The organism is Pseudomonas turukhanskensis (assembly GCF_027922365.1).
GTDB lineage: Bacteria > Pseudomonadota > Gammaproteobacteria > Pseudomonadales > Pseudomonadaceae > Aquipseudomonas > Aquipseudomonas turukhanskensis.
The window spans coordinates 207,429-231,337 of the sequence record NZ_BSFN01000004.1; the positions used below are offsets into that span (position 1 = coordinate 207,429).

The 23,909-nt window shown below is 61.6% G+C and carries 23 protein-coding genes and 1 pseudogene; 8 read left to right on the forward strand and 16 right to left on the reverse strand.

The genetic code is table 11. From position 1 onward, the window contains the following. Nucleotides 1-61 precede the first annotated feature (61 nt). Nucleotides 62-991: a LysR family transcriptional regulator gene (locus PKE98_RS09605; RefSeq protein ID WP_271195058.1), complete on the reverse strand. Its 930-nt coding sequence runs from the start codon at nucleotides 989-991 to the stop codon at nucleotides 62-64. 115 nt (nucleotides 992-1,106) lie between these two features. On the opposite strand from PKE98_RS09605, the gene PKE98_RS09610 reads away from it, so the two are divergent. Further along, a complete protein-coding gene (locus PKE98_RS09610) occupies nucleotides 1,107-1,508 on the forward strand; it encodes a RidA family protein (protein ID WP_271195059.1) in 402 nt (133 codons plus the stop codon). 87 nt (nucleotides 1,509-1,595) lie between these two features. On the opposite strand, the gene PKE98_RS09615 is transcribed toward PKE98_RS09610, so the two are convergent. Next, nucleotides 1,596-5,015, reverse strand: coding sequence for a PAS domain S-box protein (locus tag PKE98_RS09615; RefSeq protein WP_373877832.1), 3,420 nt, complete (start codon nucleotides 5,013-5,015; stop codon nucleotides 1,596-1,598). 331 nt (nucleotides 5,016-5,346) lie between these two features. Beyond that, nucleotides 5,347-6,618 (reverse strand): 3-phosphoshikimate 1-carboxyvinyltransferase, encoded by a 1,272-nt coding sequence (gene aroA, locus PKE98_RS09620; protein WP_271195060.1) that lies wholly within the window; start codon nucleotides 6,616-6,618, stop codon nucleotides 5,347-5,349. Nucleotides 6,619-6,912: 294 nt separating this feature from the next. Here aroA and PKE98_RS09625 point away from each other — a divergent pair, with 294 nt between their 5' ends. Beyond that, complete coding sequence (locus tag PKE98_RS09625) at nucleotides 6,913-7,794, forward strand: alpha/beta fold hydrolase (protein WP_271195061.1); 882 nt, start codon at nucleotides 6,913-6,915, stop codon at nucleotides 7,792-7,794. Between the two features lie 126 nt (nucleotides 7,795-7,920). On the opposite strand, the gene PKE98_RS09630 is transcribed toward PKE98_RS09625, so the two are convergent. After that, nucleotides 7,921-8,688, reverse strand: coding sequence for a sulfite exporter TauE/SafE family protein (locus PKE98_RS09630; RefSeq protein WP_271195062.1), 768 nt, complete (start codon nucleotides 8,686-8,688; stop codon nucleotides 7,921-7,923). A gap of 88 nt (nucleotides 8,689-8,776) precedes the next feature. Further along, a complete protein-coding gene (locus PKE98_RS09635; RefSeq protein WP_271195063.1) occupies nucleotides 8,777-9,007 on the reverse strand; it encodes a hypothetical protein in 231 nt (76 codons plus the stop codon). Nucleotides 9,008-9,364: 357 nt separating this feature from the next. Between PKE98_RS09635 and PKE98_RS09640 the strand changes: the two genes are divergently transcribed. Continuing rightward, entirely contained in the window at nucleotides 9,365-10,297 is a 933-nt protein-coding gene (locus PKE98_RS09640; RefSeq protein WP_271195064.1) for an NADP-dependent oxidoreductase, read from the forward strand. On the opposite strand, the gene PKE98_RS09645 is transcribed toward PKE98_RS09640, so the two are convergent. Together PKE98_RS09645 and PKE98_RS09650 are read right to left on the reverse strand one after the other, a co-directional pair. Beyond that, the gene (locus PKE98_RS09645; protein ID WP_271195065.1) at nucleotides 10,294-10,488 is read right to left on the reverse strand and encodes a DUF2986 domain-containing protein; all 195 of its coding nucleotides are present in this window, start codon (nucleotides 10,486-10,488) and stop codon (nucleotides 10,294-10,296) included. The genes PKE98_RS09640 and PKE98_RS09645 overlap by 4 nt on opposite strands. Before the next feature lie 34 nt (nucleotides 10,489-10,522). Beyond that, nucleotides 10,523-11,143 (reverse strand): LysE family translocator, encoded by a 621-nt coding sequence (locus PKE98_RS09650; RefSeq protein ID WP_271195066.1) that lies wholly within the window; start codon nucleotides 11,141-11,143, stop codon nucleotides 10,523-10,525. A 90-nt stretch (nucleotides 11,144-11,233) separates the two neighbouring features. On the opposite strand from PKE98_RS09650, the gene PKE98_RS09655 reads away from it, so the two are divergent. Continuing rightward, entirely contained in the window at nucleotides 11,234-12,130 is an 897-nt protein-coding gene (locus PKE98_RS09655) for a LysR family transcriptional regulator (protein ID WP_271195067.1), read from the forward strand. Here PKE98_RS09655 and PKE98_RS09660 read toward each other — a convergent pair. The 3 genes from PKE98_RS09660 to PKE98_RS09670 form a co-directional block, all read right to left on the reverse strand. Then, nucleotides 12,127-13,560 (reverse strand): aldehyde dehydrogenase family protein, encoded by a 1,434-nt coding sequence (locus PKE98_RS09660; RefSeq protein WP_271195068.1) that lies wholly within the window; start codon nucleotides 13,558-13,560, stop codon nucleotides 12,127-12,129. The two genes, PKE98_RS09655 and PKE98_RS09660, sit on opposite strands and share 4 nt — an antisense overlap. Next, nucleotides 13,557-14,750 (reverse strand): iron-containing alcohol dehydrogenase, encoded by a 1,194-nt coding sequence (locus tag PKE98_RS09665; protein ID WP_271195069.1) that lies wholly within the window; start codon nucleotides 14,748-14,750, stop codon nucleotides 13,557-13,559. Before PKE98_RS09665 ends, PKE98_RS09660 begins: the two co-directional genes overlap by 4 nt. Nucleotides 14,751-14,815: 65 nt before the next feature. After that, nucleotides 14,816-16,273, reverse strand: a complete 1,458-nt coding sequence (locus tag PKE98_RS09670; protein WP_271195070.1) for an APC family permease — start codon at nucleotides 16,271-16,273, stop codon at nucleotides 14,816-14,818. A gap of 406 nt (nucleotides 16,274-16,679) precedes the next feature. Here PKE98_RS09670 and PKE98_RS09675 point away from each other — a divergent pair, with 406 nt between their 5' ends. Continuing rightward, nucleotides 16,680-16,949 carry a hypothetical protein gene (locus tag PKE98_RS09675; RefSeq protein ID WP_271195071.1) on the forward strand — a complete coding sequence of 90 codons (270 nt, stop codon included), beginning with the start codon at nucleotides 16,680-16,682 and terminating at the stop codon, nucleotides 16,947-16,949. 71 nt (nucleotides 16,950-17,020) lie between these two features. Continuing rightward, a complete protein-coding gene (locus tag PKE98_RS09680) occupies nucleotides 17,021-17,992 on the forward strand; it encodes an ATPase (protein ID WP_271195072.1) in 972 nt (323 codons plus the stop codon). An 11-nt stretch (nucleotides 17,993-18,003) separates the two neighbouring features. Here PKE98_RS09680 and PKE98_RS09685 read toward each other — a convergent pair whose 3' ends face one another. After that, nucleotides 18,004-18,444 (reverse strand): EF-hand domain-containing protein, encoded by a 441-nt coding sequence (locus tag PKE98_RS09685; protein ID WP_271195073.1) that lies wholly within the window; start codon nucleotides 18,442-18,444, stop codon nucleotides 18,004-18,006. Nucleotides 18,445-18,535: 91 nt separating this feature from the next. Next, nucleotides 18,536-19,447 (reverse strand): LysR family transcriptional regulator, encoded by a 912-nt coding sequence (locus PKE98_RS09690; RefSeq protein WP_271195074.1) that lies wholly within the window; start codon nucleotides 19,445-19,447, stop codon nucleotides 18,536-18,538. A gap of 205 nt (nucleotides 19,448-19,652) precedes the next feature. Here PKE98_RS09690 and PKE98_RS09695 point away from each other — a divergent pair, with 205 nt between their 5' ends. Together PKE98_RS09695 and alaE are read left to right on the forward strand one after the other, a co-directional pair. Then, nucleotides 19,653-20,279: a hydrolase gene (locus PKE98_RS09695; RefSeq protein WP_271195075.1), complete on the forward strand. Its 627-nt coding sequence runs from the start codon at nucleotides 19,653-19,655 to the stop codon at nucleotides 20,277-20,279. Between the two features lie 144 nt (nucleotides 20,280-20,423). Next, nucleotides 20,424-20,876 carry an L-alanine exporter AlaE gene (alaE, locus tag PKE98_RS09700; RefSeq protein ID WP_271195076.1) on the forward strand — a complete coding sequence of 151 codons (453 nt, stop codon included), beginning with the start codon at nucleotides 20,424-20,426 and terminating at the stop codon, nucleotides 20,874-20,876. 93 nt (nucleotides 20,877-20,969) lie between these two features. Here alaE and PKE98_RS27070 read toward each other — a convergent pair whose 3' ends face one another. The 4 genes and pseudogenes from PKE98_RS27070 to PKE98_RS09715 all read right to left on the reverse strand — a co-directional run bounded on the left by PKE98_RS27070 (nucleotide 20,970) and on the right by PKE98_RS09715 (nucleotide 23,802). After that, nucleotides 20,970-21,812 carry a methyl-accepting chemotaxis protein gene (locus PKE98_RS27070; protein ID WP_373877838.1) on the reverse strand — a complete coding sequence of 281 codons (843 nt, stop codon included), beginning with the start codon at nucleotides 21,810-21,812 and terminating at the stop codon, nucleotides 20,970-20,972. A gap of 63 nt (nucleotides 21,813-21,875) precedes the next feature. Then, nucleotides 21,876-23,063 (reverse strand): annotated as a pseudogene (locus PKE98_RS27075) (cache domain-containing protein); the annotation flags it as partial. A 48-nt stretch (nucleotides 23,064-23,111) separates the two neighbouring features. After that, a complete protein-coding gene (locus PKE98_RS09710) occupies nucleotides 23,112-23,498 on the reverse strand; it encodes an addiction module antidote protein (protein WP_271195078.1) in 387 nt (128 codons plus the stop codon). 1 nt (nucleotide 23,499) lies between these two features. Then, a complete protein-coding gene (locus tag PKE98_RS09715) occupies nucleotides 23,500-23,802 on the reverse strand; it encodes a type II toxin-antitoxin system RelE/ParE family toxin (RefSeq protein ID WP_271195215.1) in 303 nt (100 codons plus the stop codon). Nucleotides 23,803-23,909 lie beyond the last annotated feature (107 nt).

Here is a 23,909-nt window from a genome sequence, read left to right on the forward strand (position 1 = left end):
AAACGCTTGGTGCGCGGAGCACACCCTACAAAAGCGGACCTGTGATGCCTCAACCTCGCTCTTATGGCGCTCGCGGCAGCGTTACCTGCGGCACATTGCTGGCCATCAACTCAATCACCCACTCCATAAACACCCGCAGCTTGCGACTTACACGGCGGTTGGGCGGGTAGGCCATATACAGCGGCATCGACACGATGTCCCACGCCTCGAACAGCGCGACCAGCTCGTTGTTTGCCAGCGCTTTGGCGGCCATATAACGCGGCAGCCACAAGATGCCCAGGCCAGCCTGCCCGGCGGCCAGGTACGCATTGCCATCATCGACCGCCAACGTATGTCGCCCTTGCACCTGTAAGGTTTCGCCCTCGCGCGTGAAGGCATAGCCAAGCGGCTTGCCCGTACGCGCCCAGCGGTATGCCACCACGTGGTGTTCGCCGTCTTGCAGTTCACGCGGGTGGGTAGGGGTGCCATGGCGGGCCAGATAAGTGGGCGCAGCGTAAACGCCCAGCGGCAGGTCGGCGATATGCCGAGCGATAAGCGAAGTGTCGGTGATTTCGCCGCCGCGAATCACGCAGTCCACGCTCTCATCGATCAGGCTGACCGGGCGATCGCTTACGCCCAGGTCCAGCTGGATGTCCGGGTAACGCTCCTGAAAGCTCGCCAGCGCCGGAATCAGCAGCAGCCGCGCCAGCGGGCTCGGTACATCCACCCGCAGCCGGCCACGGGGTGCGGTGGCGGCGTTGGAAAGCGCAGTTTCGGCATCGTCCATCGCCGCCAACAGTGCCTGCACTCGCTCGTAATAGGCAGCACCATCGGCGGTAACGTTCACCTTGCGCGTGGTGCGGTTGAGCAGCTTCACGCGCAAACGTGCTTCCAGTTGCTGCACCAGCTGGCTCACCGTGGTTTTACTTATGTGCAGCGTCAGCGCCGCCTGGGTAAAACTGCCGGTTTCCACCACACGGGCGAAGGCCTGCATGGCATCGAAACGGTCCATTTGCACTCCTTATTGTTTGGGAATCACAAACAATCCTGGCCAGCATTGCGTGTTTATCGGGCGGGAGCAAGGCCCCTACAGTGGCCACGTTCCTTACTCACCCTGGAGATTTGCAATGAACCAACGTGATGTAGTTTTCCCTGCTGGGCGCCAAGCGCTGTATGAACGCAATCGTTACTCCGCCGCTGTACGTGCCGATGGCCTGTTGTTTGTGTCGGGCCAGGTCGGCAGCCTAGAAGACGGCTCGGTCGAGCCAGGCCTGAAAGCCCAGGTGCGCCGCGCTTTCGAAAACCTCAACGCGGTACTGGCCGCCGCCGGTTGCACGTTCGATGACGTGCAAGACGTGACAGTGTTTATGGTCGAGCCGCAGAAGATTTTCGAAGAGGTGTGGGAGGTGGTGCCCGAGTACTGGGGGCAGGCGCCGTTTCCGTCGCTGACGGCGGTCGGCGTTACCTGGTTGTATGGGTTTGATGTGGAGATCAAGGTGGTGGCGAAGTTGCCGGAGGGCGTGCGCTAGCCTTACGGGCTAGGCGCGTTTATTCAGCGGGCTTGCCACACTGATAAGCCGGCTCGGGCTCTTTTTCTGGAGCAGAGGGAAGCCGTCTTACATTCCGCCGCCGAGTTCGGCCAGACTCAGCGCCAGCTCGTTTCGGCGAAACGGTTTGGCAAGCCGTGGGAGATCGGGGTCAAGCCCTGCAAGTTCGGCATAGCCTGAGACGAGCAGGATCGCAGTTCCCGGCCGCGAAGTACGAACTGCCCTGGCTAGATCGGTGCCATTGATGCCCGGCATGAGGTGGTCGGTGACGAGCAGGTCGAATGGCTGTCCGGCGTTCAGCAGCCGCAGAGCCTCCTCGCCTGACGCCGCCTCGATCACTCGATAACCCAGCTCGGCCAGCATGTCCGATGTGCTGGCACGTACCAGTTCTTCATCGTCGACAAGCAGCACGACTCCACGCGCCGGCCTCGGCTCTGGCGCCACGGCAGGGCGAATTTCCGCTTCCAGCACTGTCATGCTGCGCGGAAGCCAAAGCTCCACATTCGTCCCGAGGCCCGGGGAGCTTTGAAGCGTCAGCGCGCCGTTCAGTTGCGAAGCCAGACCATGTGCCATCGACAGGCCCAGCCCCGTTCCTTTACCGACCCCCTTGGTTGAAAAGAACGGCTCGATCGCCCGAGCGAGCGTGGCCGCGTCCATTCCTATGCCCGTGTCGGCGACAGACAGGCAGAGATAGTCGCCTGCCGGCAACCTCGAACGGTGCCCCGCGCTCACTGTCTCGGCGCTCGCTGATATGCGCATTGTGCCGCCCTCGAGCATGGCGTCCCGGGCGTTCACGCAGAGGTTCAGAAGCGCCATTTCGAGCTGGTTGGAGTCGGCGATAGCCGCGGGGAGATCTTCCCGTGCATCGATGACGACCCTGATTTGCGGCCCGCTGGTGCTGGCCACGAGCTCGCCCATGTCTCTTACCAGCTTCACCACGTCGACCGCAACGGCCTGCAGCGGCTGACGGCGGGCGAAGGCGAGTAAGCGCTGCACCAGGGTCTTGGCACGATCGGCCGATTGCATGGCGCCGGAGATCAGCCGTTGTTCCCGCTCGCCACCTACGCCCCGTCGTTGGAGCATGTCGAGCGTGCCGACGATGGGGGTGAGCAGGTTGTTGAAGTCGTGGGCCACGCCACCGGTAAGCTGGCCCATGGCCTCCATTTTCTGACTCTGACGCAGCGCCGCCTGCACTTCTTCCCGTTCGGCGATGGCCTTGGCTACCCGGCCTTCGAGATTGGCGTTGAGCTCGCGCAGCTCTTCCTCGGCGGCCTTGCGAGCGCTGATATCCACCGCCGTGCCAGTCACACGCAGGCAGCGGCCTGCTGCATCGAACACGCCCCGGCCCTTTGCCGCCACCCAGCGAATCACCCCATCTTCCTTGCCGATGGTGCGATAGTCGACGTCGTACAGTGCGCGGCGTTCGGGGTCGCTGGCCGCGGCGAAGGCCTCGGCTGTCGCCTCCCGATCTTCGGGGTGCAGGCCATCGTAGAAGTCGGTCATTGTGACGGGCACATGTGCCGAGATGCCGAACAACGCCTTGGTCCGAGGCGGCCAGATCAGGGTGTTCTGCACATTGTCCACGTCCCAGAAGCCAACCTCGGCGTGATCGACGGCAATACGCAAACGCTCTTCGCTTTCGCGCAGGCGCATCTCGGCGCCGACCCGTTCGACATGCGCCCAGCAGCGCTCCACCACTTCCTTGACCAGGGAAATCTCAGCGTTCGACCAGTCTCGAGGGCGATTGTGGTGAACCGCCATCATCGCCGTCAGCCGGCCATCCTTTACTAATGGGCAGCAAATTATTGCGTCGATGCCGATGGTGCGAAACGTCTCGCGCCCCTCACCGTCAACAAGCTCTGCGATAACGTCGCGCACGACTAACGTTCTGCCGCTACGCATGTCCGCCGCAGCCCTTGGGCCGAAGAGATCAAGACTGTAGGCGCCGACCGAACTCGGGATGCCGGGTGCCGTGTAGTCACTGCGAATCCAGAAGCGGTCGTGATCGATATCGACATCCGCATAGGCGCAGCGCGACACCTTGAGCCTGCGTCCCAGTAACCCGGTGGCAGCGAGCATGGCGTCTTCGGCACTGTGGATATTAAAAAGCTGGCTGTCGAGTTCATCAAAAAAACGCAGCCGTGCCGCGCTCTCTTGCAGCGCCGCTTCGGCCTCGTGTTCGGCCGTACGGTCGCGGAAAAATTTCACGAAGCCGCCATGGTCCATGGCCAGCGGCATCATCAATCCCGAACCCCAGAAGCGCGTACCGTTGTTGCGTACATGCCAGCGCTCGTTGACGGCCCGCCCTTGATCCCTGGCGTGTTCCAGCTCGCCGTAAAATACTCGTTCGGCCCGATCCGCGGCTGTGTAAAACAGGTCGCCTTCGCGGCCCATGACGTCCTCGGCACGGTAGCCAACGATGCGCTGGGCGCCGGCGTTCCAACTGGTGACCAAGCCCTGTGCGTCAAAGGTGATAATCGCGAAGTCCTCGGCGCCCTCGACGATCTGGCGGTAGCGTGCCTCGCTGACACGGATCGCGGCCTGCGCTTGCGAGCGGTGCACGAGAAGGCCGATGGTCCGGACCACGAAGTCAACGATTTCGAGGTCTGCCGACAGCGGCGTGCGCGGCTCCTGGTGATACAGAACAAACATACCAAGCACGGCGCCCTGTGCCGAACGGATAGTCGTGCACCAGCAGACGTGCAGGCCGTGGCTTGCGGCCTTGGCGCTGAACTCGGCCCAGCCCGGGTTATTCGCAATGTCTGACGCCGCCTCAAGCTCGGCGTCTGTGCGCAGGCTGAAGGCGATGCCTTCCAGGGCCTGTGTAAACCCACTCGGCAGGCCCGGCCCTGCGCACTGCCGCAGCCGGTTGTCCTCGTCCAGCAGCAAGATGCTGCCCAGCAAACGCGAGGTGGAAAGCGCGTCCACCTCACGGACAATCGCCTCCAACGCGACGTGGAGGGGCGTTTCCTCGACGGCCAGTTCCAGAATGCGGTTCTGTGCAGCACTCAGTGCTGCCGCGCGATTACGGGCCTGGGTAAGGCGCGCATTCTCAATGGCAATGGTCGCCAGACGCGCCAGGCTTTCCAGGCGTTTGATCGTATCGGGGGCGTGGTCGCGCACCTCGGACCAATAAGCGCCGAGCGCCGCGACCGGCACAGGTTTACCAATGGGCACCATCACCAGGCTGCGGACGAACGTAGGCGCGTAGGCCTTCTGAGGAATGCGCGGATCCAGCCGGACATCAGCGATGGCGACCGTCTCACCGTGACTCATGACCCATCCGGAAATGCAGTGGTCGGCGGGAAAGCTCTGGCCTTGCCAGAGGGCAGAGACAGCATCTTCCGCTACATACGAACAGTACTCGCCATTTGCAATGACGACTGCAATGCCCTGCGCGCCGACCGTGGCACGCGCGGTGTCGCGCAGCACTGCAACGACCTCGTCCACCGACCCTGCCATGACCAGTCGCTCACTGGCATTGAGCATATGGGACAAGCGCTCGTCGCTGTCTGTATTTACCGGAACACTAGGCAAACCGATCTCCTGACAACAGCCACAGATGTCTTCTTTGCATCCTGGCTCAAAATGAACGTAGCGAGAGAGGCATCTCCCTCTTGCTCAGCATGGTCCAATTTCAGCGTCTCAGAAATGCGGTCATCGAGCACCTGTTACGTTCTGGCGCCGAATTCCACGACACGAATAGCATCGTTCAATGTTAAGGCGCTTTTGCGGCTCGTGCGTTCTGGGGGGCGGCGTCGAAGAGAACGCGATCAAAGCCTGTGTCTATCGCGTGGCTTCTCACTGCCTCTACCAAGGCTCAGGCTGAACGTTCGGCCATGTTCACCGTTACGCCCAACGAGCGCAGCGCATCCCAGTAACCTGGGTAGGTCTTGCCCACGCATTCCGGGTCCAGCAGCCGAATGCCACTGACCTTGAGCCCAGCCAGGGCGAAGCACATGGCCATGCGATGGTCGCTATGGGTGTCTATCAGTGCGTCGCAGTGCGAGCCTGCCAATGCAGGGTCTGCCGCCACCAGCAGGTCGTCACCTTCTACCGTCGCCAAGCCGGGCCGAATGGCGTTGAGGCCGTCGTGCAGCGCCTGTACGCGGTCGCATTCCTTTACCCGCAGGTTGGCCAACTCGGTGAAACGTACGGGCGTGTTGTTGAAGGCTGCCAGCACGGCGAGGGTTGGCACCGCGTCTTGCATTTGCGAGCCGTTGATGACCGCCGGCATGGCAGGGTAGGCGGCGATAACGCGCTGGGCGCTGGCGTCTGGCTGGGTGAAGCAGTCGTCTGGCACGCCAAGGTCGATCGCGCCGCCGGTCAGCGCCTGGGCGGCCCACAGATAGGTGGCAGCCGAGGCGTCCGGTTCAATTACGTAGTCGCAGGCGTGATAGCCAGTGGCGGCGATGCGCCAGGTGACGTCGTCGACTACCTCTACGCTGGCGCCGAAGGCTTGCATGCAAGCCAGGGTCAGGTCGACGTAGCCGCGTGCGCCGATGTCTTTGCCGGTCAGTTTCACGTCGATGGCGGCAGTGCCGCAGGCGGCCAGCATCAACAGGGCAGACACGTATTGGCTGGACAGCCCACCGTCAATTTCAAACGTTTTTGCCGTAAGGCTACCGTTGCCCTTTACCACCACCGGCGGGCAACCGGTGGCGCTGGAGACTTCAATGCCGCCGGCGCGCAGGGCATCCAGCAGCGGGCCGATGGGGCGTTTTTGCATATAGGCGTCGCCGTCGAGTGTGACGTCGCCGTTCACGGTGGCCACGGCGGCAGTGAGAAACCGCATGGCAGTGCCTGCATTGCCCAGAAACAGCGGCCCCTCAGGCGCTTGCAGGTAACCGCCGCTGGTGACCACGAAGGTGGTGTCATCCGGTTCGTCCACGGTCACGCCCATTTGCCGCAGTGCGTTGGACATATGGCGGGTGTCATCGCTTTTCAGGGCACCGGTCAAGCGGCTGGTGCCGTTGGCCAGCGCGGCCAGCAGCAGCGCGCGGTTGGTGATGGACTTGGAGCCCGGCGGCGCCACCTTGCCCTGCAGGGCAAAGCCAGGTGGAACAACGGTAGCGGTGTGCGGCGCGCCCATGACAACAGTTCTCCGAATAAGAAATGGCGCCCGGCGGCGCGCAAAGGGGGCCAATGGTGCCATTGATGAAATGGCGGATGAAGCCCTGGGCTGAAAATCAGATACCTGACGGCTGAAATCGCTACTAGGCAACCATGCGAATCTATACAGAAGTGGCTTCAGTCGCGCCGTGATTGAGCCTTACACCCGGCTAAATCGCTGGGCATCGTTCGCCGATGCAAGCGTGTAAAGTCGGGCGCATTGCCCAACGTTCAAGGGCGTGGATAGTTAACGTTTCAGCCATCAGGAAACCCCATGCGCACAGGTACCGCCCGCTGCAAAGAAGTCGATCTGGTTTATGAGGATTGGGGCGATATCAGCGCGCCGCCGCTGCTGTTGATCATGGGGCTGGGGGCGCAGATGGTGCTGTGGCCCGACGACTTCTGCGCAAGCCTGGTGGGGCGCGGTTTTCGCGTGATTCGCTTCGATAACCGCGACGCCGGTATGTCGGGCCGCATCAACAAACCCTTCAATACGCCCATGTGGAAGCTTTTGGCCCGCGCCCAACTCGGGCTGCGCTCGCCTGCGCCGTATACATTGGAGAACATGGCCGATGACGTGGCGCAACTGATGGACCACCTCGAGATCGCCTCTGCCCATGTGGTCGGTGCTTCCATGGGGGGCATGATTACCCAGGTATTTGCCGCCACTTACCCCGAGCGGGTGCGAGCGCTGACTATTCTGTTCTCGTCTACCAATCAACCACTGCTGCCGCCGCCAGCGTTTGGTGTGTTTCGCAAGCTGATTTCGCCGCCGAGAAAAGGCGCCCCGGCTGATGAGATCGTAAAGCGGCAGAAAGCGCTGTTCCTGGCCATCGGCAGCGCCGCCCACCCGATGCCCGAGGCGGAACTGGACGCCCTGATTCGCCTGCAAATCGCCCGTGGCGCCGACTTCAAAGCTACCGCCCGGCAATTCGCCGCCATCCTCGCTACCGGCGACTTGCGCCGCTACAGCCAGCGCATCCAGGCCCCTACCGTGGTGATTCACGGGCTGGCCGACAAGCTGGTACGCCCTGCAGGCGGCAAGGCGATTGCAAAGGCGATTGCCGGGGCCAGGTTGCAGTTGGTCAAAGGCATGGCCCATGACTTGCCGCGGGCATTGTGGCCGCAAATTATTGAGGGGATTGGCGATCGTTAAACGTTGGGGGGGTGAGAAAAGCGACGTGGACGCCCATGGGGTGTTCGGCGACGAGCTACGGAGCTTCTGATGGCTCAGTTCGCCGTACTCAAGAACACCAATGCCACTACCAAGGCGGCCGTGCCCTTACAGACTGAAATACCGCCCAATCAAGGCCACGCCACTGGCCAGCACCAGCCAGGTCACCAACCGGATAAAGGCCTCGCGCGACAACCGCCGCGTGAGCTGCCGCCCGGCCCATAACCCGGCGAACATCACCGGCAGCAGACACGCGGCCAGCAGCAACAGCGCCGTGTCGGCATACACCCCGGCTAGTAAAAACAGCCCCAGCCTAACTACCGTGCTGCAACTGATCAGTGCGCTCTGGGTAGCACGTGCCTGCTCGGTGGCGCTGAGGCGCGCATTCAAATACAGCGCATACAGGAAACCGCCGCTGCCAAACAGTGCGCCAAATAGACCACCCACCGTGCCCGCCGGCAGCGCCCACCAGGCGTTCAGCTGGGTAGGGCGTGTTTTTACCGCCAAGCTGTAAGCTGCATAACCGCTTACAAACAGGCCCATCAGCAACAGCAATACATCGGCTTTGAGCTGCAGCAAAAACACCACGCCCAAGGTGCACCCCACCGCCATAAAGGGCAGCAACCTGAGCAGCTCATCCCGTGCCACCGCCTTGCGCGCCGGCAGCCAATTGCCGAAGGCGGCGACAAAGTCGAGCAGTACCAGCAAGGGGATGATCCGCGACAGCGGCATAAAGTGAATCAGCACCGGCCCGGCCACCAATGCCGTGCCAAAACCAGCAATGCCAAACACCACATAGGCGGCCGTGATGCCGAGCACGATTACCAGCCAATCCACGGCAGAGAAGGGCAGCAGCGTAAGAACAGGATCCAGCATTAATAACCCTTAGCGAATGGACGCAGGTCGGGTAAGCCGAAGAGGAATTGGGACGACTTGTTGAAGCGACGATGTCGATTTGAAGCGGTTACTGCACTGCGCGAGCGAGGCCGAAGGCGATCGTGGCGAATAGCGCCGACATGCTGGTGGCGACGGCAATGAACTTCCAGGTCTGCTCGTTAAGCGCTTTGTGCAGGTAGGAACCCATTTCATGCAAGTCAGCCTTGCTGACGGTCTGATCAAGCCGCACTTCGATACGCCCCAGGCTTACCTGAAGGTCCAGAGAGACTGCGTTGAGTTTCTCTTCAAGTTTGTCCACTCGCTTTTCCAATCGACTGCCTTCCGGTGGTTGACGACCGCCAGTATGGTTGCCGCCAATTCCTCTGTCACGTCCATGTAGAGCTTCGTTTCTCATGTTTTTTATTTCCCGCAGAACTAACTTCGCGCCAACGTTGCCCCATCCTACTCACCTTCACACTAGACGCTATCGCCCACGTCCAATTGTTCGCCTTGCCTTTTCAGCCAAGCCATAAAGGCGTTTCCCTGCTTCAGCCGTCTAAAACGTGCTGACAACAAGCGCTGCTTCACCACCCGTCGCCGCCCTCAATAAATTCTCTAAACCTTGCACACCCATATCCTTTCTACACCTCATCTCTCGACCAACAGGATGAGCCCTATGATAGCCATACGAATTGCTCGCTTCGGTAACTCGGACGTGATGTCGGTAGCCGAGGTGGATGTGCCCCAAGCCCAGGCCGGCGAGGTGCTGGTGCGGGTGATGGTGGCAGGCACTAACCCGGTGGATTTCAAGATTCGCGAAGGCGAGTTTCCGGACATCACCGAGAAGAATTTGCCGCTGACGCTGGGCCGCGAGGTAACCGGTGTGGTCGAGCAGGTTGGCAGCGGTGTCAGCGCTCTCAAGGTAGGCGACCGGGTGTTTGGCATGATTGGCGCCGATGGCGGCTTTGCTGAATTTGCGCGGGTAGCGGCGAACAATCTGGCGAAGATTCCACCGTCCCTGAGCTTCGAGAAGGCCGCCGGCTTGCCATTGGCCGGGCATACGGCCTGGCAGGCGCTGGTTACCCACGGCAGCCTGGAAGCAGGGCAGAAGGTATTGATTCATGGCGGCACAGGCGGGGTGGGGCACCTGGCGGTGCAGTTTGCCAAGGTCAAAGGCGCCCAGGTGTACGCGACGGCCTCTACCGACAGCCTGACCTTTCTCAAGTCATTGGGGGTGGACCGCGCCATCGATTACAAGAAGGAACGGTTCGAGGACATCTGCAAGGACTTCGATCTGGTCATCGACCTGATTGGCGGTGAAACCCAGGCGCGCTCGTGGCAGGTATTGGGTGAAGGCGGCAGGCTGGTGTCGACCCTGGAGATGCCCGATGCCCATCACCCTGATGCTGTCGGCAAAACCGGCACATTTTTCTTGGCCGACCCCAATGGCTTGGAGCTCACGCAGATTGCCGGGTTGGTGGAAACGGATGAGGTTTCACTGGTGATTGCCAAGGTGTTCGAGTTGCCCGAGGCCGCGCAAGCGCTGGATTACCTGGCCAATGGGCATGTGCACGGCAAGGTGGTGTTACACGTTCAGGATGAGCGTTAAGGCTCGTTAGCGAGGTGAGGGGCTGCTGTGGAATCAGCCCCCGAACTAGCGGCGGCTTGCGCAGCCTCCTGTTCCAGCTTCAGGCGATCAGCCTTGCAGATGTACTTGGGCTTGCTCTTGGGCGCCAGTTTGGCGCTGGCCTTTTTGGCGTGGGCCTTGAGCAGCTGATTGATTTTCTTGCGACGGTTCATGGCGGTGTGCTCGGTAAAAAGGGCCGTGTGAAGCTCAACGTCTACTGAACGCCAGCCGGGCGGCGAATAGTACAAAAACCAGGCCCGTGGTGCGATCCATCCAGGTGATCACCCGCTTGCGCCGTAGTACGCCAGCCAGTGGCCGGGTGGCGGCAATCAGCGCCAGCGCCCAGAGCAGACTGATGGCCACATGAATGCTTACCAGGCCAAACGTCCAGGCAATTGGTGAGTGGCCCTGGGGGATGAATTGCGGCAGAAACGACACGTAGAACACCCCCACTTTCGGGTTGAGTACATTGCCGAGCATGCCTTTCAGAAACCAGTTCGAGCTCGGCGTGGCCTGGGCCTCAACCGGCGCCAACGAACGCCGTGGGCGCAGCAGCATATTTAGCCCCAGCCAAGCCAGATAGGCCGCGCCGCAGTATTTGAGCAGGTTGAACGCCAGCTCCGACATGGCAATCAACGCACCCAGGCCGAACGCCACCGCCGCGCCCCACAGCAGGCAGCCGGCATTGATACCCAACGTGGCGTGCACGGCCTGGCGTTTGCCCTCCACAGTGGCGGTGCGCAGCACCAACGCGGTGTCGAGGCCCGGCGTAAGCGTCAGCAACGTGGCGGCAAAGGTGAAGGCAAGAAGGTTATCGGTAATGGACATGGCGACATGTGCAATTGAACGTGTTTGCCGAAGGCCGGCCCGCTGATACCCTGCGTGGCACTGTTTTTTGCCCGCTTGCGAGAAGTGCCTGTGCTTAGAAATGTGACGGACCTGGACCTGCGATTGTTGCGCATTTTCGCGACGGTGGCGAAGTGCGGCGGGTTCACCGCGGCGCAGGCCGAATTGAATATGAGCCAGTCCAATATCAGTACGCATATTTCCGGGCTGGAAAAACGTTTGGGCTATCGCCTGTGCGAGCGCGGTAAAGGCGGCTTTCGCTTGACCGAAAAAGGCCAGCGCATTCTCGCTGCCTCAGCGTCGTTGTTTGGTGCGGTGGATGCCTTTCGCGATGAAGCGCAAGACCTAACCGGGCGCCTGGTGGGCGACCTGTATCTGGGCCTGGCGGATAACGTCACCACCTTGCCGGCGGCGCGAATCGATGCGGCCATTGCGCGGTTTTATCAGCGCGAGCAGGACGTGCACCTGCATATCTTCGTTAACTCGCCCACCGAGCTGGAGCTGGCGGTAATCGATGGGCAACTGGATATGGCCATTTCCTTCTTCAGCCGACCGTTGCCGACCCTGGCCTACCAGCCGCTATACGTTGAAGAAATCGGCGTGTTTTGCGGGGCCCGCCATCCGCTGTTCGCCAGCGACACGCCGAGCATCGAACAGCTGGAGGCCAGCGACTGGATCAAGCACGGCTTTCTGCCCACCGACCAGGTGCTGCCGGTAACGCCGAGCCACGCCTCGGCGACCGCTTACCATATGGAGGCGGTGGTGCATGCCATTCTGGCGGGCACGCACCTGGGCTATTTACCCGCCCACTACGCCAGCCCGTGGGTAGCCAGCGGTAAGATGCGCGCCTTGCACCCGAGCACCCTGCGCTACGACGTGCAGCACAGCCTGATCACCCATCTGGGCCACCCGCAAAGTGAGGCGGTGCGCGCCTTTATCGCTGACCTGATTGCCGAACACGCCGCTTAAACACGCGGGCGGGTGACGTGCTTGATCGACTGATAGGCCGCCAGTGCCCATGGCCCCAACTCACGGCCAATGCCGCTGCCCTTGGTGCCGCCCCAGGATGTTTCGACAAACACCGCTTGTACCGAGTTGATCCACACGTGGCCCACCTCCAGGGCATTGGCCACGCGTTCGGCGCGGTCCAGGTCCTGGCTGATCACCGTGGCCACCAGGCCAAAGCGGCTGTCGTTGGCCAATGCAATGGCCTGTTCTTCGCTGCTGAAGCGCTGGCTGCACAGCACCGGGCCGAAGATTTCCTCGGTCCATAACCGGCTGGTGGCCGGCACGTCGGTGTACAGGGTGGGCGCCACAAACCAGCCGTCTTCCTGCAGGGTGTGGCCGCCGGCCTGGCACTGCAAGCCTTCGCTTTCGGCGATGGCGAAATACTCCAGCACTTTGGCGCGCTGGGCCGCCGTGGTCAGCGGACCCATATCCACTTCACCGGCAAAGGGGTTGCCCACGCGCAGTTTTTCCAGGGCGGCGACCAGGCGCGTTGTCAGGGCGTCGGCAATGCTCGCGTGAACCAGCAGGCGCGAGGTGGCGGAGCACATCTGCCCGGCGTTCCAGCAGATGCCGGCGATGATCCAGTCGGTGGCCTGGACCAGGTCGCTGTCTTCGAACACCACAATGGCGGACTTGCCGCCCAGCTCCAGCGTCACCGGCCGGCAATGCGCGGCGGCGCTGCGCATCACCTGGCTACCCACGGCGTTGCTGCCGGTGAACGACAGCTTGTCCAGGCCCGGGTGATTGCTCAGTGCAGCGCCGGTGTCGGCTTTGCCGATGACGATATTCAACACCCCGGCCGGCAAGCCGATGGCATCGGCAATCTGGCCGTAGGTTTGCTCGATCATTGGAGTGATTTCCGAAGGTTTGAGTACCACGGTGCAACCGGCGGCCAGAGCCGGGGCGAGCTTCCAGGCGCTGGTCACCAGCGGGAAATTCCACGGCACGATCAGGCCGACCACACCCACTGCTTCAAAGCGGGTGCGCGAGTGGTAATCGGGGGCGGCCAGGGTCACTTCACGGTCTTGCTGGGGCGCCTGGTCTTCCACCAGTTGCGCGTAGTAGCGGAAGGTGCCGATGGCGTCCTCGATATCGACAGCAGCCTCTTGACGGGGCTTGCCGTTGTTCTGCATTTGCAACTCGATCAGGCTTTCGCGGCGCTGTTGCAACTGCTCGGCGAACTGACGCAACACCGCCGCTCGCTGTTGCGGCGTGGTACTGCGCCAGGCCGGTAACGCCTGGCGGGCAGCGGCGATGGCCGCGTCCACCTGCGGGCTGCTGGCACTGGTGAACTGGGCAATAGGCTGACCGAGCGATGGGTCGAACACAGTGATGACGTTGGCACCGCTGCCGGTCTCCCAGGCACCGTTGATGTAGTGGGCCAGGCTCATGCGTGCGCTCCTGGCAGGTCGCCGCGTACGGCGTTGCGGAAAATCTGGCTGTACTCGGTGGCGGTCAGCGGGCGGGCGTTGGTGTCGGACGACGAAATATCGGCCAGCGCCTGTTCGCCTACCCACTCGGCGTGTTCATCGGAAAGGCCAATCTCCGCCAGCGAGTGGGGAATGCCGACCTGTTGGCGAAGCCCCAGCACCCAGGCCAGGAAACCGTCGAAGTCGGCCTTCGGCAGCTCCAGGTAGCGGGCCAGGCGGGCGATATCGCTGCTGATGGTGGAACGATTGGCGACCAGCACATAGGGCAACAGAATGGCGTTCAGCAGCCCGTGGTGTTTGTGATAGCGCGCGCCCAGCGGGTGGGCGAGGGCGTGTACGCCGCCCAGGCCTTTCTGGAACGCCACTGCCGCCATAGCCGAGGCCACCAGCATGCCTTCGCGGGCCACCAGGTTATGGCCTTCGGTGTAGGCGGCCAGCAGGTGCTGCTGAATCAGGCGCACCCCTTCTACCGCCACGCCGGCCGACATCGGGTGGTACAGCGGCGAGCAGAACGCTTCGATATGGTGGGTGAGGGCGTCCATGCCGGTGGCGGCGGTAAGGGTAGGCGGCAGGTCGCGGGTGAGCACCGGGTCGAGAATCACCGCGCTGGGCAGCAGCTCGGGGTGGCTTACCACGCGCTTGATTTGCTGCTCGGTGTCGGTCAACACCGCTTCGCGGCCCAGCTCCGAGCCGGTGCCTGCGGTGGTTGGTAAGGCGATCAGGCGCGGCAGTTGCAGCGTTTCGAAGGCTTGCAACGTCGGGTAGTGCTGAAGAATCTGCGACCACTCGAAACGCTGCAAACCGTCGACATCGACACTGGCCAGGCTAATGCCCTTGGCCGCATCCATGGCACTGCCGCCGCCCAGGGCGATAAGGGCATCGTGCTGGCCCGCCTTGAATGCCGCCACGCCTTTGGCTACATCGTTGAGGCTCGGGTTGCTGGCGATGTCGCTAAAGACGCCAAACTCTACCTGCGCCGCAGTGAGATGCGCTTTTAGCAGGGCCAAAGGCGCGAGGGCCAACATGCCGGGGTCGGTGACGATCAGCGGGCGGCGCATGCCCAGCAAGGCGCAGCGCTCGGCCAGGGTATTCAGCGCGCCGGGGCCGCAGAAAATCTCGGTGGGGTAGTTCCAGTAGTGAATCGCAGACATGACAAGGCTCCAGGCGCCAGGTGCGGCACCTGGCGCGGCAAGAAAAAAGAGGGAGGTAGGCGGGGTTACTTGAACGCGCGGTTATAGGGCTTGGCCCAAACCATATAAACAAGGCCCAGCACGGCGAGCGCCGAAAACACCAGAATCACCGCCCATACCTGAAACCACGGGGCATCCGGTGGCGCCAGCGACACCCGTGGCCAGGCGACGTTGATGCTTTCAAACAGCAGCCAGACAAACGCCGCCAGGTTGACCGGCACGCCCCAGCGCCCAAGGGTGAAGGCGCCGACTTCGGGTTTCCACTTGCCGGTAAGGCGCGCGAGCAGGGCGCAGGTGACCACGATCAGAAACACGAAGAAAAAGCCGCCGCTGCCGAAGGCGATCAGCGTGCCCACCGCCGTGGCATTCAGGCCCAGCGCCAGTCCCAGGCTGGCCAGCAAGGTGCTGACCACCATGGCGGCAAACGGTACCTTGCGTTTGTCGACCCGGCGCAGCAGGCCCGAGGCCGGCAGGATGGAATCGCGTGCCATGCCGAACACCGCGCGGCCGATATAGGTTTGCACCGACACCACGCAGGCGATAAAAGCCACCAGCACCACGCCCACGAATGGCCGTTCTGCCCAGGCGCCGAATGCATCGACCACCGCCGGGGTTACTGGGTCGATCACTTGGCCTGAGACCATGGCTGCCGTGTCGGTATAAGACAGGGTGACGGCGAAGGCGGTGAGCATCACCGTCAGGCCCACCAGAATCATCGAACGCAGAATGGCCCGAGGTGTGGAAGTGCGGGCATCGGCGGTTTCTTCCGATACCTGCGAGCACGCATCAAAGCCCAGAAACGCCCAGCCGCCAACGGCCATGGCCGTCAGAAACCCGCTCAGGTAGGAGCTGTCGGTGGTGGCAGTGGCGCTTAGCCCTTCGAACACCAGCGAGAAATCGTGATTACGGAAGAACACCAGCAACAACACGCCAATGCCGATGGAGGCGATGGCCTCGGCGACGATGCCGGCGTTCACGAAATATTTGAGCGGGTTGATGCCGAACAGGTTAACCCCAAGCCCCAGCAGCAACAGCGCGGCACCGCTGACCACCTGGGCATTGGCTGACGGCGGTTGGCCGGTAAAGAACAGCCACAGCCAGAACCCCCCCAGATAGGCCACGGTTGTCAGCGAGGCCAGGGCCGAAGCCAGGTACATAAACCCGGTAAACCAAGCCCAGCGCTCGCCGGCCAACCGCTTAACCCACTGGTAGCACCCGCCGGCCAGCGGGTAGTTGGATGACAACTCCGCATACACCAGGGCCACCAGCAATTGCAGGGCCAGGCACAACGGCACAATCCACACCCACGATGGCCCCACGCTCATGGCGCCCAGCGACATCACCGAATAGATGCCCACGACAGGGGAGACCGTGGCAAAGCCTACCGAAAACGAGGACCACAGGGACAGGCCGCGATGCAGTTGCTGGTCGTAACCCTGGCGCTGCAGCAATTGTTCGTCGGCGTTATGCACAGGGAGCGTCATTGCCCACCTCCAGCCAGCGCGTGGGCGCATCTAGTGGAATGAAAGCTCGCGAAAATGGAGGCCATGGTTTTTCCTTGGGTCGGCAGACACATTATTTTTAGGATGGCGCCGCTGTTTCAGACGCACCGACAACACACGCGGCGGCTGGCGCTGCGGTGACGAAGGATAAGAGAGGAGAAACATTGGGAAAAATATATGGTTTTGTATGCCGGTATATGATTTTTTATATGTAAGGTGGGTAAGCTTCACGTGTGGCAGCAGCGGCTGGCTACAAACGTTTTCGTTTGGCCAAAAAGTGCACATTTAGGGCCGCTAAACTGCAACTCTGCTCTTTCTCTCTTGCGCTGGTACTGAGACCATGCAGCAACGCTAACACTGGCTTTGAACCCCCGGAGTATTGCTACACATGCAGTTGACTGAAATTGAAATGCGTCGAGCACTTGGATTGGAGCCCGACGATAAAGCAGTCAAGGAAGAAATAAGAAAAGAGAAGCGGGTGTTTCCCCACACCCTGATTACCTACAGCGTGCGCAGAGCGGACGGCGGCCCTACTTTCAAGTTCGAGCACAAGTCCCGCTCCATCAGCATCGACATCGCCAAGCTCGAGGCCGAGAAAGAGATCAAGCGCAAAGGCCTGGTGGTATGGGCGCTGCTGGATGTTGAGCAGATCTCCTGAGGCAAGCGCGCGGCGGGCGGTCGCCGCAAGGCGTCTGATGTGACGTCTGGTTTGTAGCAGAGATACTTTGCATGCCGACTAAAACGCGCATAACACACGCTTACTGCGTGCAATTGAACAAAGAACTTTCCATTACGGACGCGCGGCGCGAGTTCTTCTCGCTCGAAGAGCCGCGCACGCGCTTCGAGTTCCTGTGCGCCACCCCAGCGTGTCGTGAGCTGGCGGTAAACGCCAAGATCACCGCGGTCAATTACGACAAACAGCCGAACGACACTTACCGCGCCGCGCACTTTCGTCAGAACGAAAAGTACGCGCACGCCCCCGACTGTGAGTGGATGCTCGATGAGGACGCCGACGAGGTCGATGGCAAGCTGCCTGGGGAGTCAGCCACCGATGCGTTCGTGCGCCGGGCCAAGCGCAAGCTGCATGACTACGTCGATGTGTTTGCCCCCGACGTAGAACCGGCCAGTGGAGGTAGCGAGGGCAGCGTAGCAGCGGGTGCAAACCCGGCGGTTGAACGTGCGGGCCGGGGTGCAAAACCAGGGCGCAACCACAGCTCCCGCAGCCTCGAACGTCTGGTCGAATACTACCGGCAGGCGCGCAAGGAACTGTCGGAGGACGAATTTAAAGCCCTGAAGTTGCGGGTGGCGGGCGAGGGGGAGATGCCCCTGTCCTGGTACTTCAAGAATGTCGCTTACGCGAAGCTGAGGCCTTTGAACCGGGTCATCCACGGCGGGGCAATGCTGGTCGACCGCTACGGCGCTGGTTTCAAACTCAAATTCTATGACCGCCTCGATGGCAAGCCGGTCTTTCTCTACGTGTCCAAAGAACAGATGGGCGAGTACCGCTTTCGCGGCTACCTTGACGGGCTGCTGCGCGGGGAAGATGTGGACTATTTTCGCGTCTTCGCACTGGGCGAGCTGGCCCTTTCTCCCAGTGGCAAGAGCATCAATTTGCAGGTCGATGATCTGAACAAATTGGTCCTGCTACCGGGGCACAAACAGGCCTCTGGCGCCGAACCTGCGTCGGAAAAACAAGGCTGACATCGCGAGTTTCAGGGCTTGACCGGTTCGCCTCGAAAGCGCTGCAACTCTTCACGGCTTACCCGGCGATCACCGTCGGTGTCCGCCAGCAGCATCAGGGCAACGGCAGCCTCGGTGTACTCCTGCTCGGTTACCTTGCCGTCGTGATTGCCATCCCACATCTCAAGCGTGCTTTTTGAAATGGCCGCCAACGCCTGGGCGGGCCACGCCATATCCGACTTGCTTTCAGAGACTGTCCACGCGGCGATGTCGTCTGCCGAAATATATCCCTTGGCGCCCCGGTCGATGGCGCGAAAGTCCGCGGGCGCAGCCGCGCGGGCCTCTTCGACCGACAGGGCGTTATCACCGTTGGTATCCTGCGTGCGGAAAATCTCATCGATCTCGGCCGCTGTCGCCTGGGTGGCTACGAAGGCGAGAAGCAAGCTGCTGGAAAACATCCGTGTAAGCGCCATGGTGAAACTCCCTGATGGTGCATGGCCATTGCGGCCTGCCTCGGTGCGCACCTTAGCGGCGGTGAGGGCGCGGCTCCATAGCTCATATGTGCTATGCCTCGGCGGGCTGCGCTGGCTGCAGCCCGGCAAAATGCGGGGATTTGCCGAAGTACTGAATCAGCAGTTCGCTGAGCACGCGGATCTTCTGCGCCGGGTGCTGTCCCGGTGGGCGCACCAGATACGCCCCGGCCGGAGGCGGTGGGCAGGCGGTCATGATCCGCACCAACGCCCCGGAGGCGATGCTGTCATACGTCAGGCAATCGGGCAGGTACGCGACGCCCAGTCCGGCTACTGCGGCGGCCACCAGTGCAACGCCGTTGTCGGCCTTGAAGCGCCCGTGTGGCCGCACCGAAACAACCTTTGCGCCGTCGAGGAATTGCCACGTTTCGGTGCTCTGCATTACCGCTTGGTGAGCAACAAGTTCCTCCGGCCGCTGCGGCGAGCCATTGGCCGCGATGTAGGCGGGGCTTGCTACCAGCGAGACTTCGATTGGGCCAATGCGCTTGCCGATCAGGTTGGAGTCGGGAAGGTAGCCCACGCGAATGCCGCAGTCGTAACCCTCGGCGATGAGATCAACGAAGCGATCGCTGTAACAGGTCTGGATTTGCAACTGCGGGTGACGCCGCGCCATTTCCGCCAGCACCGGCGCGAAGTGCGTCGGGCCAAACGAAAGCGGCACGGCCACGCGCAAGCGGCCCCGCAGGGCGCCGGCGGGCAGAATCGCTTCACGCGCCATTTCCATTTCGGCACACACCCGGGCAGCAGAGTCGCGAAACGTAGCGCCGGCTTCTGTTAGCGCTGCGCCACGTGTGGAACGCGCTAGCAGCTGTACGCCAAGCTCGGCTTCCAGTCGCGCCAGGCGGCGGCTGACGATCGACTTGGCCACCCCGAGCCTGAGCGCAGCAGGTGAAATACCGCCGGCATCAGCCACTTCGACAAACGTCTGCAGTTCTTCCATATCCACTTAGGCGTTCCTCTTTTTGCGACACAGCTAGCCGCGCAATGCTACTACCGGTGCACAACCAGGAACAGCAAGATGCCGTTGCTCAGGCAATGGCGCCGCTGACGCCTCGCCCTACAGCCGTGCGGCTGATTGGCGACCTTGGCCTGAGTACCTGCGATATCCAGCCGAAGCACATGTGTGCATCACCGCCTAAAAGGATCCAGCAATGGCCAGTGAAACTATCCGCAACCCCCACACCGACGCACTGCTCACACCCGATAACTGCGCGTTGATCATCATCGACTACCAACCCATCCAGGTGTCTTCGATCCGCTCGATGCCCCGTGACGAGCTGGTGTTCAATATCACCAGCGTTGCCAAGGCAGCGCTTAACTACAACCTGCCTATCATCCATTCCACCGTCAACGTTGGCACCGGTCGCAACAAGCCACCTATCGAGCAACTGCAGGCGGTACTCGGCCACCTCCCCACCTACGACCGCACCTCCATCAATAGCTGGGAAGACACCGAATTCAAGCAGGCGGTGAAAGCCCTGGGTCGTCGCAAGCTGATCATGACGGCGCTCTGGACCGAAGCCTGTCTGACCTTCCCGGCACTGGACGCCATTGCGGAAGGCTTCGAGGTGTATGTTCCGGTGGATGCGGTAGGCGGCACCTCGTTGGCCGCCCACGAAGCGGCCCTGCGCCGTATGGAGCAGGCGGGCGTCAAGCTCATAAGTCGCGTGCAGATGTACTGCGAGCTGCAGCGTGATTGGGCACGTGAGGCGACCGTTCCAGGCTTTATGGGCGTGTTCGATAACTTCGATGGCTTTAATGCTGAAAAGGCCGTTTGAGTCGGGCCTTGGAAGAGGGAGGCGCCTGCGAACGCGGGCGTCACCTGCTCGGGTGCAATCAGTGTGCACCCGCACCCGGCGCTCGGGTCAAACCTCACTGACCCTTCCGGCGCGCCGCGCACCGGAAATGCACGGAGGTAAGTGATGTTTTCTCACCGCCATCGATGGCGCTCGTTTGCCGCCGACACCTTGGCATTGCTGCTGTTCTTCACCCTGACCGGGGTACTCAACGAACACTTCGTTGCTGGCCTGGCCTTGGACCAAGTACTTCATGCACGCCTTCTGGGCGCGTTGCTTATGGTGGTGTGCGGCCGGCCCTACGGGCTCTGGCGAGACTGGCTGCTGGGCTTTGCCAATAGCCGGCGTCGTTCGCAGATTCTGTGGGACTCGTTGGCGCTAGTCAGTTTTCAGGTACCGATTTACGCCGCGATATTGCTCATTAGCGGCGCCAGCGGTGAAGAGCTGCTGCGCGGCGTGCTGGGCGTCACCGTGATCATGCTGGCGTTGGGGCGGCCCTATGGGGCGTTTTTGAACGTCGTCAGGCGGTGTTTCGGGCTGGAGGCCGGGGGAGAAAAGCCGATGTCGTTGAGCGTTTGAGGAAGGCGAGGGCATTTACCGCCTGATGCGAAATTAAAAGCTCGAGGCTGAAGCCTCTCCTACACCGCGGAATGTAGGAGAGGCCGCTGTCAGCTACACCTTGAACCGCCGTACCACGGCAATCAGCTTGTCGTTGGAGGCCGCCAGCGCGGCGGTGCTCTGTTCGCTTTGCGCGCCGCCGGCCACCAGCTCTTCAACGATATGGCGCACCGCGACCATATTGCGGTTGATCTCCTCGCTGACCGCGCTTTGCTCCTCGGCGGCGGTGGCAATCTGGGTGCTCAGGTCGCTGATTCGCACCACCGACTCGGTCATCACATCCAGACCTTCGTTCACCTTGGACGTTTTGGTCACCGTGGCCTGGCAGCTCTGCTTGGTTTTTTCCATGGCCACCACGGCAGCGCTCACGCCTTGTTGCAGACGGGCGAGCATCTCGTTGATTTCGGACGTGCTGGCCTGAGTGCGTCCGGCAAGGGCGCGAACTTCGTCGGCCACCACCGCAAAACCTCGGCCTTGCTCACCGGCGCGTGCCGCTTCGATGGCGGCGTTGAGCGCCAGCAGGTTGGTTTGGCCGGCGATTTCGCCAATCACGCCGAGCACCGAGTTGATCCGCCCGGCGTCTTCCTCCATGGACCGCACCTTGTCGGTGGCCAGCTCCACTTCGCTGATCAGTTCGCGGACGCTGTTGGAGGCATCGTCCACCACCACCTTGGAGTGCCGTGCGTTTTCGTTGGCGGTTTGCGTCATGCTGGCCGTTTGCGCGGCGCTGCGTGCCACCTCATCGGCCGTGGAGCTCATTTGGGTAATGGCAGTGACGGCTTGATCGGTCTCGCTCGCATGGCGCACCAGGATCTGGTTAGTGCCACGGGACTGCCCGCGCAATTGCTCGATGCCCTGGGCGATGACCGTGGAAGACTCGGACACCTCGCTAACCATCTTTTGCAGATAGACGATAAAGCGGTTGACCGATTCGCCTACCGCGCCGACTTCGTCGTCCGCGCGAATGATAATGCGCTGGGTCAGGTCGGCATCGCCGGCCGAGAGCTTGTCGATGTTGGCGCGCAGGACATTCAAACGCTTCATCAATTGGCTTAGCGCGAACACCGTGACTAGCAGCAGCACGATCACCAGCGGAATCTGAATGGCCGCCAGCGTCGTCAGCACGTTGCTGCTTTGCGCGGTCAATACGCTTGTTTGCTGCGCTACCGCCAAGGTCCACGGCGTGCCTTCGATGGCCTGCAGAAACAGGTTGTACTCCTGGCCGTCGCTGTCCTCGTAGGTGCTGCGGGCAACCTTTTCAGCCGAGCGCTTTTGCAAGGCCTGCTGCACGGCGGCGGCAAAGGGGTATTGAGCGGCCAGGTCAGACACATTTTTCAACACGTTGTTGCCGGAGATCTCCGGTTGGTTGCTGAGCACCTTGCCGTCGCTCTCGACAATCATCAGTAGCGCGTGCACTTCCTGTTCTTTCTGCGCAACCAGGTCGTTGAAGAAGCCCAGGGTTACGTCGATGGTGGATACGCCAAAGGCCGCGCCATCTTTGCTGATGGCCATGGCGCAGTTGGTCCGGGGCTCGGGGCTGGCTTCATCGCGGTAGGCGTTGGCCCAGTTGCATTGCCCGGCAGGCGCTTTCAGGCCGCCGAGAAACCAGGGCTGCTCGAAATAGTTCAGCGACTCGGCCGAGTTCCAGTGGGTATTGACGATCAGTTTGCCGCTGCTGTCGCGGTGGTAGAACGTGCTGTATTTGGCCCGCCCGTCTTCGCGCTTGTTGGGCAACGGCCAGATCCCGCCGCCGAACACTTTGGCCTCGCCGTACTGGTTGACCAGGGCGGGCAACAGCCGGTCGATGCTGTCGTTATCCAGTTGCGGCACTGTTTCGGTGATAACCCGTTGCTGAGCCTGCACGCGGGCCAGCTCGGTTTTGATCACATCACCGATTTCCGAGGCCTGTGCGATCAACTGGCGTTGGTCGGTGGCGGTCAGGCTCGGGGTGATCCACAGGTTGATACCCAGCGCGGTCAGCGCGCCAATCAGCAAAACGAAGAGCACGAGCGTGGCTGTGTAGCGCGCCTGGATAGTTTTCAGCATGTGCCGTATTTCCGGGAAAGTGGGCGGGTCAGTGCTTATCGGCTGGGCGCGCCATTGCTGTATAGGGCTAGTGCTTTTTTTCGCTGTCCGTGGCCAGTTCATTCTTTCCCGAGGGCGCCAGTTTTGCCGGCACGGCTGTGTTGCCGGGGCTTACTCGCCAGCAGGCGTTCCACGTTTGGCTTTTTGCGGGTTCGCGGCGCCTGCTGTCATCGGCTGTACGGTGAGCTCCACACCCAGTGCATTCATCAATTTCTGAATGGTTTCAAATCGGGTTTTGGCACCGCCTTTCAGCGATTTGTACAGGCTCTCGCGATTGACGCCGGCTTGCTGCGCCACTTTGTTCACACCTTGGGCCTTGGCGACTTCGGCCAGGGCTTGCATGAACAGCTGCGGGTCCTTGGCTTTCATGCTTTCGGCCAGGTAGGCGCTGATGGCTTCAGGGCTGTCGAGAAAGCGGGAGGCTTCGTAGGAACTGGTGCCGGAGGTATCCAGTTCGAGGATCGGCAGGGCCTCAGGGTTGAATGTAGATGCGCTCATTTCAGATACCTCGCAGGCTATCAAGCAGCGCTTTGGCGCGCCGGATGCCTCGTTGTTGATCGGTTTTATCGCTGCCCCACAACACCAGAAACGCCGTGCGCCCAGTGCGCACGAAATAGAGTCGGTAGCCCGGGCCGACGAACACACGCATCTCGCTTATGCCTTCGCCTACCGGTTCGCAATCACCAAAGTTGCCATGCTCAGCGCGGTCCAGGCGCGACAGAATTATTGCCTTGCCCTGTGTATCCCTGACGCCATCCAGCCACGTATCAAATTCTGGGGTGGTGTTGAGTGTGTAAAGCATAGTCTCACCTGTAGCCAATTGGCTACTCCTTGTTGGCGACAGCGTTGCTCAAGCGATTGGCGGCAGTGCGCCGGTCCTTGGCGGTTAGATGTGCGGCCGAAGGCTGT

What these genes read in the sequence shown, in the direction of transcription:
- PKE98_RS09665 (WP_271195069.1), bottom strand. Translation starts at nt 14,750, where the DNA reads ATGTCTGCGATTCACTACTGGAACTACCCCACCGAGATTTTCTGCGGC.
- PKE98_RS09685 (WP_271195073.1), bottom strand. Translation starts at nt 18,444, where the DNA reads ATGGCGCTTACACGGATGTTTTCCAGCAGCTTGCTTCTCGCCTTCGTA.
- PKE98_RS09615 (WP_373877832.1), bottom strand. Translation starts at nt 5,015, where the DNA reads ATGCTCAATGCCAGTGAGCGACTGGTCATGGCAGGGTCGGTGGACGAG.
- PKE98_RS09605 (WP_271195058.1), bottom strand. Translation starts at nt 991, where the DNA reads ATGGACCGTTTCGATGCCATGCAGGCCTTCGCCCGTGTGGTGGAAACC.
- alaE (WP_271195076.1), top strand. Translation starts at nt 20,424, where the DNA reads ATGTTTTCTCACCGCCATCGATGGCGCTCGTTTGCCGCCGACACCTTG.
- PKE98_RS09680 (WP_271195072.1), top strand. Translation starts at nt 17,021, where the DNA reads ATGCCGACTAAAACGCGCATAACACACGCTTACTGCGTGCAATTGAAC.
- PKE98_RS09715 (WP_271195215.1), bottom strand. Translation starts at nt 23,802, where the DNA reads ATGCTTTACACACTCAACACCACCCCAGAATTTGATACGTGGCTGGAT.
- PKE98_RS09640 (WP_271195064.1), top strand. Translation starts at nt 9,365, where the DNA reads ATGATAGCCATACGAATTGCTCGCTTCGGTAACTCGGACGTGATGTCG.
- aroA (WP_271195060.1), bottom strand. Translation starts at nt 6,618, where the DNA reads ATGGGCGCGCCGCACACCGCTACCGTTGTTCCACCTGGCTTTGCCCTG.
- PKE98_RS09710 (WP_271195078.1), bottom strand. Translation starts at nt 23,498, where the DNA reads ATGAGCGCATCTACATTCAACCCTGAGGCCCTGCCGATCCTCGAACTG.
- PKE98_RS09650 (WP_271195066.1), bottom strand. Translation starts at nt 11,143, where the DNA reads ATGTCCATTACCGATAACCTTCTTGCCTTCACCTTTGCCGCCACGTTG.
- PKE98_RS09670 (WP_271195070.1), bottom strand. Translation starts at nt 16,273, where the DNA reads ATGACGCTCCCTGTGCATAACGCCGACGAACAATTGCTGCAGCGCCAG.
- PKE98_RS09660 (WP_271195068.1), bottom strand. Translation starts at nt 13,560, where the DNA reads ATGAGCCTGGCCCACTACATCAACGGTGCCTGGGAGACCGGCAGCGGT.
- PKE98_RS09645 (WP_271195065.1), bottom strand. Translation starts at nt 10,488, where the DNA reads ATGAACCGTCGCAAGAAAATCAATCAGCTGCTCAAGGCCCACGCCAAA.
- PKE98_RS27070 (WP_373877838.1), bottom strand. Translation starts at nt 21,812, where the DNA reads ATGGTTAGCGAGGTGTCCGAGTCTTCCACGGTCATCGCCCAGGGCATC.
- PKE98_RS09695 (WP_271195075.1), top strand. Translation starts at nt 19,653, where the DNA reads ATGGCCAGTGAAACTATCCGCAACCCCCACACCGACGCACTGCTCACA.
- PKE98_RS09625 (WP_271195061.1), top strand. Translation starts at nt 6,913, where the DNA reads ATGCGCACAGGTACCGCCCGCTGCAAAGAAGTCGATCTGGTTTATGAG.
- PKE98_RS09610 (WP_271195059.1), top strand. Translation starts at nt 1,107, where the DNA reads ATGAACCAACGTGATGTAGTTTTCCCTGCTGGGCGCCAAGCGCTGTAT.
- PKE98_RS09675 (WP_271195071.1), top strand. Translation starts at nt 16,680, where the DNA reads ATGCAGTTGACTGAAATTGAAATGCGTCGAGCACTTGGATTGGAGCCC.
- PKE98_RS09630 (WP_271195062.1), bottom strand. Translation starts at nt 8,688, where the DNA reads ATGCTGGATCCTGTTCTTACGCTGCTGCCCTTCTCTGCCGTGGATTGG.